The 8,013-nt window shown below is 31.7% G+C and carries 9 protein-coding genes; 2 read left to right on the top strand and 7 right to left on the bottom strand.

Annotated features, from left to right (window positions below):
* Positions 1-464: 464 nt before the first annotated feature.
* The 7 genes from U9R42_10350 to U9R42_10320 form a co-directional block, all read right to left on the bottom strand.
* The gene (locus U9R42_10350) at positions 465-965 is read right to left on the bottom strand and encodes a rhodanese-like domain-containing protein (protein ID MEA3496423.1); all 501 of its coding nucleotides are present in this window, start codon (positions 963-965) and stop codon (positions 465-467) included.
* Positions 966-984: 19 nt separating this feature from the next.
* Positions 985-1,779: a rhodanese-like domain-containing protein gene (locus U9R42_10345; protein MEA3496422.1), complete on the bottom strand. Its 795-nt coding sequence runs from the start codon at positions 1,777-1,779 to the stop codon at positions 985-987.
* A 26-nt stretch (positions 1,780-1,805) separates the two neighbouring features.
* A complete protein-coding gene (locus tag U9R42_10340) occupies positions 1,806-2,978 on the bottom strand; it encodes a porin (protein ID MEA3496421.1) in 1,173 nt (390 codons plus the stop codon).
* Between the two features lie 65 nt (positions 2,979-3,043).
* Entirely contained in the window at positions 3,044-3,976 is a 933-nt protein-coding gene (locus tag U9R42_10335; protein ID MEA3496420.1) for a rhodanese-like domain-containing protein, read from the bottom strand.
* A 46-nt stretch (positions 3,977-4,022) separates the two neighbouring features.
* Positions 4,023-4,505 (bottom strand): rhodanese-like domain-containing protein, encoded by a 483-nt coding sequence (locus U9R42_10330; protein ID MEA3496419.1) that lies wholly within the window; start codon positions 4,503-4,505, stop codon positions 4,023-4,025.
* 30 nt (positions 4,506-4,535) lie between these two features.
* Positions 4,536-5,753, bottom strand: coding sequence for a YeeE/YedE thiosulfate transporter family protein (locus tag U9R42_10325; protein MEA3496418.1), 1,218 nt, complete (start codon positions 5,751-5,753; stop codon positions 4,536-4,538).
* Positions 5,754-5,757: 4 nt separating this feature from the next.
* Complete coding sequence (locus tag U9R42_10320) at positions 5,758-5,988, bottom strand: sulfurtransferase TusA family protein (GenBank protein ID MEA3496417.1); 231 nt, start codon at positions 5,986-5,988, stop codon at positions 5,758-5,760.
* Between the two features lie 173 nt (positions 5,989-6,161).
* On the opposite strand from U9R42_10320, the gene U9R42_10315 reads away from it, so the two are divergent.
* Together U9R42_10315 and U9R42_10310 are read left to right on the top strand one after the other, a co-directional pair.
* A complete protein-coding gene (locus U9R42_10315; GenBank protein MEA3496416.1) occupies positions 6,162-6,857 on the top strand; it encodes a Crp/Fnr family transcriptional regulator in 696 nt (231 codons plus the stop codon).
* A gap of 67 nt (positions 6,858-6,924) precedes the next feature.
* Positions 6,925-7,947, top strand: a complete 1,023-nt coding sequence (locus U9R42_10310; protein MEA3496415.1) for an adenosine deaminase — start codon at positions 6,925-6,927, stop codon at positions 7,945-7,947.
* Positions 7,948-8,013 lie beyond the last annotated feature (66 nt).

Below are 8,013 nucleotides of genomic sequence, written 5' to 3'. Positions count from 1 at the left end.
ATATGTTAGCACACAGAATTATTATGCGAAACTTGAGTAATTTATTATTCTAAACCACCATTGTGTTGCATGTAAATCTGGTTTTTCTAATTTAAGTAAAAAGATGATGCTGAGCAATTTTTGTGGTCAGCAAATTTCATTATTCATAATTCCTTGTTTCGCAACCGCTAAAGCTACAGCGAACGTGGTCAATATTCGATATTTTCGCGACAATATATATACTGAGCGGTCATAAACTGCGTTTTGCTATATTGTGTAAACGAATAATAATCAACACGTTAAACATAGTGCCAAAGTTCAAATTATGACCAGTCGAACTATAGTTTACGCTAACAGCTGTTCTAAATTTAGGAATAAATTATGGCTTATTAAAAAAGTGAAAATCGGTGATTAATATACAAAGCATAGCAACCCTAAGGAAGCTATGCTTTTATTTACTTTATTATCAAAAAATTAAAAACTAATTATCCACCACATCCGCCACTTTCTTCCTTAACAGGGGCTGCTTTGGCACCTCCGCCAAGTCCTTCTTCAAATAACTCGGGGTATAACTCCAACCATTTATTTAAACCTCCATCTAAAAGAGTTATACTTTTATATTTAAAATTTCTTAAATCATAACAAGCTAAAGTTGCTCTGTTATTGGAATTGGAATAAAAATAATATTTTTGCCGTCTATCCGAAAGTTTTGGTGAAAACTCTAACATTCCCCGAGGAACATTAATTGCTCCCGCTATATGTTTTTCTGCATATTCCTTTGATTCACGGCAATCAACGATTACCACATTATCATTTTTTTGATCATAGATTGCTTTAAAATCTTTGACCTTAATTGTATTTATTTCTTGCTTGGCAACCTTCATCAATTCATCAACATTCTTATAAACATTGTCATCTTTTTGTTGACAACTGAAAAACAAGATACTAACAAATAATAATGTAACTGATATTTTAATAACTTTCATAATTATAAATTTTTTCTATTTATTTCCATTCATTGTAAGCACCGTCATAAACTTTTACATTAGGATATTTAAGCTGTTCCTTTAATATAAAGAATAAAAGACCTGCTCTGGCACTTGATTTACAGTATAAAATAATTTCTTTATCAGATGTTACTCCTGCTGCTGTAAATATACTTTTACATGTAGCTGTGGATTTGATTTTAGTGTCTGATAAGAATTTTTTATGAGGTATGTTAATAGCTTTACCTATGTGTCCTGCATCATATTTTTCCTTTTTACGAACATCAACAATCACAGTACTTGAGCTATTTAATTTTGATTTTACATAACTTTTATTTACAAGAATACTTTTATTTATTACAGGCTTAAAAGTAGTAGGACTAACTTTTGTTGCTGTTCTTGTAACAGCTTTTCTTGCTGCACGCCAGCCTTTCATGTGCCCGTTAATCATATAAACATTAGGGCAACCCATGTATTTTAATATCCAGTAAAGTCGTCCTGCATTAACTCCTGTATTGCAATAAACAAGAATTGTTTTGTTTCTTGAAATACCTGCCTTTCCGAGAATTGAGGCAATAGCAGTTGTGCTTTTTAACATTCCCTCTACAGGTTTTTTTGTTTCTAATTTAGAGATATCAACATTCACAGCATTTTTGATATGTACTTTTGTATAATCAGAGTGTTTTCGTGCTGAAACAATAATGGTATTTTTGCTTTTTGAAAGTTGAGCTGCCTTTGTTGCTGTAATTAATTGAGCAAAAATTGAACTCGTTGTAAAAGCAATAAAAATTAAAAGAATAATAAGTTTTTTCATAATAATAGTTTTTTAATAATAAAGGATTAAAATTGAACTTGCAATTGAATTATAACTGCATCATTAGCTTCTTCAAAATATAAGTAAGAATCTGTGGAGGAACTTTCTTCCATTCGGTACAGATAGTTAATTTGAAGTCTTGTCCAATCGTTAAAGAAATAATTAATTCCAAATGTTATTATATTTCTTTTAAGCGAATTTTTTAAATAATCCATGCTAACATCAGGATCGTTGTTTAGGTCAGCTACTGAATTATAATCACTAACAGCAACATCAACATCAGGGTCATACATTTCATATTTGATTATAGGTTGAATATTCCAGGGTGTCATGTACATAGCCTGAACCCAAAAACCACCTTTGTTGTAAGTACCCGGTTTAAGTGTATCGTAACCAATCACACTTCCACAGCCACCATAAATAGGTTGAATTATGGTATTTTGACCTTCATAAGAACCCATTATGTATTCTCCCTGAATTAGAAGATTGTTAAATTTAAATTCAATATCTGCTGCAAAATTTTTAACAATATCATCTTTATCTCCTTGATCTGTAGAAACTTTACCAAGTTTAAATCCACCACCAATATTTAAATCCATATTGTCATTGTTTACAAATGGGTTTACGGTAAATCTTCCGATAACGTCTTTTGTTCTGTTATCATCAAGTAAGCCCATACCTGTACCGTTCATTATGGCAATTTTATATTTCCAAAAAGTAGAATCAGCACCACCATAAACCATAAATCCTAAATCACGCATTGGGCTGGCTAGCTGAGTTACAACCTCTGAACGATTAATTGTATGCAACTTATGACAAGCAGTATTTAGCTCCAGACTAAAAGGGGATTTGAATTGCCCGATAGAAAATTTTGCGTAGGGTGCAAAACGAGAATAAGTGATAAAGGCATCCAAAAGTTTTGGTGTATTATTTTTAAAAGGACTTAGCTCTGTAAAAAAATAATAGCTAAAGTCGTAGGGTATTGTTCCAACAAAACCAATTCTAGCACGGTTAAAAGTAAAACTATTTTGGTTTAAACTTTCACCGAGTCCGTCTTCACCAAGAAAATAGTTTTCGAATTGAGGTTGTATAAATCCTTTAACATTAACTCCTTCATCTCCTCCGCCCATACAACCTTGAGCTTTAACATTAAATTGAAAGAATAAAAGAATACTAATTGTTATAAAGAGAGTTCTCATGATTAAAATAATTTAATTTAAAAAAGAAAGGCAATTGTGCTTTTACACAATTGCCTGTATTGTAATTATTCACAAGTATATGAACCTGAAGCAATCCATTGGTGTGATTGTAATGCGGAATAAATCATTCCGTTTGCACCAAACTTTAAGCTTTTAGCATCATAGCCAAGAACTGTCAAATATGCTGTTATTATTGAGGATGTTTGTCCTGTCCAGCAATAAGTAACAATTGTTTTTGAAGGGTCAAGATTTACAAAATTTATTGGGTTGATACGATAAGCACCTTTGATATGACCATAAAGATCAACATCAGCTTGAGCCCAATAATTATTGATAAAATAATCGCCATAATTTGTTAAAACATCAATAGCTGGAATTCCTTTGAAACCGCCATCTAATAAAACACCAACTCTTTCTTCCAAAATGCCTTCACCATCAGTAGCTGTAGCAGTTAAATCAGGAGCACTAAATTCAGCAACTGCTGTAGTTGCATCTGTTGTCCAACCTGCATGACCTGTTGCAGTATCACTTTTAGCTGTTGTCCATTTATCATTTTTAACATTCCATGCACTCATTCCCCATTTTAATGTTTTTGCATTAGGGAAACCACTTAATCTAAGTGCAACAACTGCATGAGCAGCTCCTTGTCCTGTGTAACAAGCTACAACAATTGGCTTGCCAGCTGCATTAGCCGCTTCGGTAACAACATCTCCATAGGCAACATTATGAGCACCTGTAATATGACAAGTACCATAATCAGTTGCTCCACGAATATCCATAATATAATAATCAGCTTCGTTACCATCAATATCAGATGCAGTTATTATCCAGTTATTAAGGATGTCTGTAATTTCCAAACTATTTGCTGTCAAATAATCTGAAAGTGTTTCATAAGCTGATTTTGGATCCGGTGGATCTGGTTCATCTTCTTTACAGCTTGTAAAAACTAGCATTGATACAATGCTAAAGAGTAATAAATAATTAAGAATTTTTTTCATAATTTTCTTTTAAAAAGGTTTAAATAAAATATACTAAAAATTAGTTTTAACCACCACAACCGCCTCCGGTTTCAACTGCATGTTCACCCGAAGTTAATTCGGGGTCATAAGCAATGATACCTCCTGTCAGGTTTTTAATATTTGTATAACCCAACTTCATGAGGCTTTTAACAGCAAGAGTACCTCTCGCTCCTGATTTACAATAAATGACAATTAAATCATCTTTTTTAGGGATGTAGTAAAACCACTCATCAACCCAAAAGTCAGAACTTGTCATTTGAAATTCAAGTATTCCACGAGGAATACTGTAGGAACCTTCAATGTTTCCTTTTGCATATTCGCCTGCTTGTCTTACATCAATTAAATAATATTCAACTGTATCAGGAATATCTTTTAATTCGTCAGCAGAAATTTTTTCGATTTGATTTTTTGTAGCATTTGCAAGGTCTTTTCCATTTTCATAAATTCCTGTACAACCAATCATTAGTAATAGGCTTGCAAAAACTAATATATATAACTTTGTATTCATAACTTCTAATTTATATTGATTTCACTTTTTTTAAAAAGCACTGAATTTCCCTGTTCTTTCATTCCATTTTGCAAATACATACCAAATAAGCAGTATTCCTAATACGATAACAACCGACCAAGCGTAGCCAAAGTAATCTGGCAAATAGCTTTTAAACTGCATGTTAAATGGAATAATACTTTCAACCCAAGGAACGATAAATTTTCCTGAAATAGGAGCAATTAAAAGAAAACCTAATGCAGAAAACCAAAGTTTTATTTGCCCTTCTCCCATTCTCCAAAGAGTTCCCACAGCACATCCTCCGGCAACTGTCATTCCTAATCCAAAAATAAATCCACCGACTAATCCTCTTAACCAAAAGTTAGGATGGACAAAAGCCATTTCAATATTTCTGTGTAGGTTTTCTCCTGCACTAATTCCCATTGATTTTATTATTACAAAACCAAAAAGCACAACAATTAAACCTGCAATTATGCCATCAGCACCTTCAGAATCTCCAGACATAAATGGCTCACGGAATGCTCTTACTATACAAAAGATAGATCGTTGAGAAATCAAGCCTAAAAGACCACCAATAATAATAAACCAACCGATAACATTCTGTCCGGCTTGAAAATAAGTGAAAGCAATAAAAAGAATTATAAATACTATAATAACACCAACCCATTTTTGCCATTTACCAGTAGTTGGTGTAACGCCTAAATAAGTTTTGCTTTTTCCTGAGCTAACGCCCGGTAATTTTTCTAATTCCCAGAAAAGATATTTAACGGCTACAATGGTTCCAAGAAATAATCCTATTGTGAGCATAATAGCACCACCTGAAAGGGCAGGAACACCACTAAAAAATCCACCGATTGAACAACCTATACCTATGGTTGCTCCAACAGCCATTAGTGAACCTCCAATAAAACCTTTAAGCAATTCTCCTTTTGGGGGAATTCGAATTGCAAAACTTTTGGATAAAAATGCAGCAACAGCCGAACCGAGAACAATCATAATGCTTAACATAGCCCATTTGTTATCAACAAAAGAACCTGAACCTTCAAATCCAAAAATGTTAAAAAGTTTATAAACGCCTTTTCCCCAAGAACTATATCCTGCACTTCCACTCCATGGTGATTTTATTGTAAACATAAGTACATTTAAAACACCAGCTAGAATTCCACCAACCCATACAGGCCAATGTTTAGTGAAAAGCAAACGAAATAATCCGTTTAAAGCTCCTTTTTTTTCTTTGATTTCACTCATAATATTAGCCTTTCTTTATGTAAAATTTTGTAACGCCACCCTCTTCTTCTTTGGTTTCAAGTAATTCATTACCTGATTTGGTACACCATTTTGGAATATCAGCAGCTGAGCCAGGATCTGTTCCTAACATTTCTAAAATTTCTCCGGTACTTAAACCTTTCATAGCTTTTGCCAATTTCATTATTGGCATAGGGCATGATAACCCTTTACAATCCAATGTTTCTTTAATTTCCATAAGTTTGATTTTTAAATTTTAAAAAGGCACAAAGATTAGACTACTTATTCTTTCATACAAGATATTACAACTGACTTATTACTATTATTTTTGTGATATTGATTGGATGTATTAGTGATTTGATGCACTTTCTAATTAATGTTGTATCTTTGTTTTTTTTAATAAATAGCCTTATGGTTGATGGAAGTTTTAATTTTAGTTGTACAGTAGAAAGGGATAACAGATGTTGTTTTGAAGCCTTGACAGATGATGAATTATTATTATTGGAAAATAACAAAGCAGAAGTTACTTACAAAAAAGGGGAAATTATTTGCAAACAAGGAACATTTGTTTCACATATAATGTTTCTTTGCAAAGGTTTAGCAAAAATATATGTTGACGGTAATAATAATTCACTTACTCTTAAAGTAGTTTCATCCGGGAATTTAATTGGTTTAACATCAGTGCATAGTGAAAATTCTACCTTTCAATATTCCGCAATGGCTTATCAAGATTCGGTTGTAAGATTATTTGATATAAATACAATTAGAAAACTAATAAGACAAAACTCATTATTTGCTGCAGAAATTATAAATATTTTATGCGATAATTCTAATCAAGTTAATTTTAGATTTTATAGTTTTCAAAATAAACAGTCTTACGGGCGTTTAGCGGATGTTTTACTGTGCCTCTCCGATAGAGTTTTTAGAAACAAAGATTTTAATTTAAATGTTTCGAGACAAGAGCTTGCTGATATTGCAGGGATGTCAAGAGAAGGTTCTACAAGAATTCTTAGGAAATTTATTGACGATAAACTAATTGAATTAAATGGTAAAAGTATTTCAATTTTAGACGAAAAAACTTTAAGAAAAATTAGTAATTATGGATAATAACAATCGATGATTATTTTTTTTAATTCTCAATAAAACAAAAAATATATATACATTAATTATAACAATGCACACTAATTCGATTAATCACTTTATCAAAAATATACCAAAGGCAGAACTTCACTTACACATTGAAGGAACATTAGACGCAGAACTAATGTTTAAAATTGCAGAAAGAAATAATATAAAAATTAAATATAAATCAGTAAAAGAAATTAGTGAGGCATATAACTTTGAAAATCTGGAAGATTTTTTGAAAATCTATTATGAAGGAGCTGATGTATTAATTGAAGAACAGGATTTTTACGACCTTACTTGGGCTTATTTTTTAAAAGCAAAAGAACAAAATATAAGTCATACAGAAATTTTCTTTGACCCGCAAACGCATACAAGCAGGAAAATAAAATTTAGCACAGTAATTACAGGAATTTATAAAGCAGTTGAAGATGCAAAAAGTAAGTTGGGAATAAGTTCAAAATTGATAATGTCTTTTCTGAGACATCTTGATGAGGAATCGGCAATAAATACACTGCATGAAGCTAAGAAGTATAAAAATTGGATTACTGCCGTTGGTTTAGATTCTTCAGAAATTGGAAATCCACCCTCAAAATTTCAAAATGTTTTTGACAAAGCAAGACAATTTGGGTTTTTGACAGTTGCTCATGCAGGAGAAGAAGGTCCTTCAGAATATGTTTGGGAAGCTTTGCGTTTGCTAAAAGTTTCAAGAGTTGACCATGGCAATAATTCCTTAGATGATGCAACTTTGATAAATGAATTGGTTAAAACAAAAATACCATTAACACTTTGTCCCTTGTCGAATTTAAAATTAAAAGTCGTTAAAGATTTAGAAGAACATCCATTAAAAAAATTGTTGGATAAAGGAGTTGTTGTAACTATTAATTCGGATGATCCTGCTTATTTTGGAGGAGACATAAACGAAAATTATCACTCAATAACAAAGGCATTAAATTTATCAAAAGAGGAAATTTATCAATTATGTAAAAATTCATTTCAAGCAAGTTTTTTAGATGAAAATTCAAAACAGAAAATGATTGAGAAAGTGGATGCGTTTTATAGGGAAAATTTATAGAACCATCATATAGGTTATTGAACTTTGCCAATTGAATTTTCTTTAATTTTTCTAAATTATTTTTGT

It is taken from the genome of Bacteroidota bacterium, assembly GCA_034723125.1.
Classification (GTDB): Bacteria; Bacteroidota; Bacteroidia; order CAILMK01; family JAAYUY01; genus JAYEOP01.
Note: the sequence above shows the minus strand (reverse complement) of the source record. Positions and strands in the feature narration are given on the sequence as shown.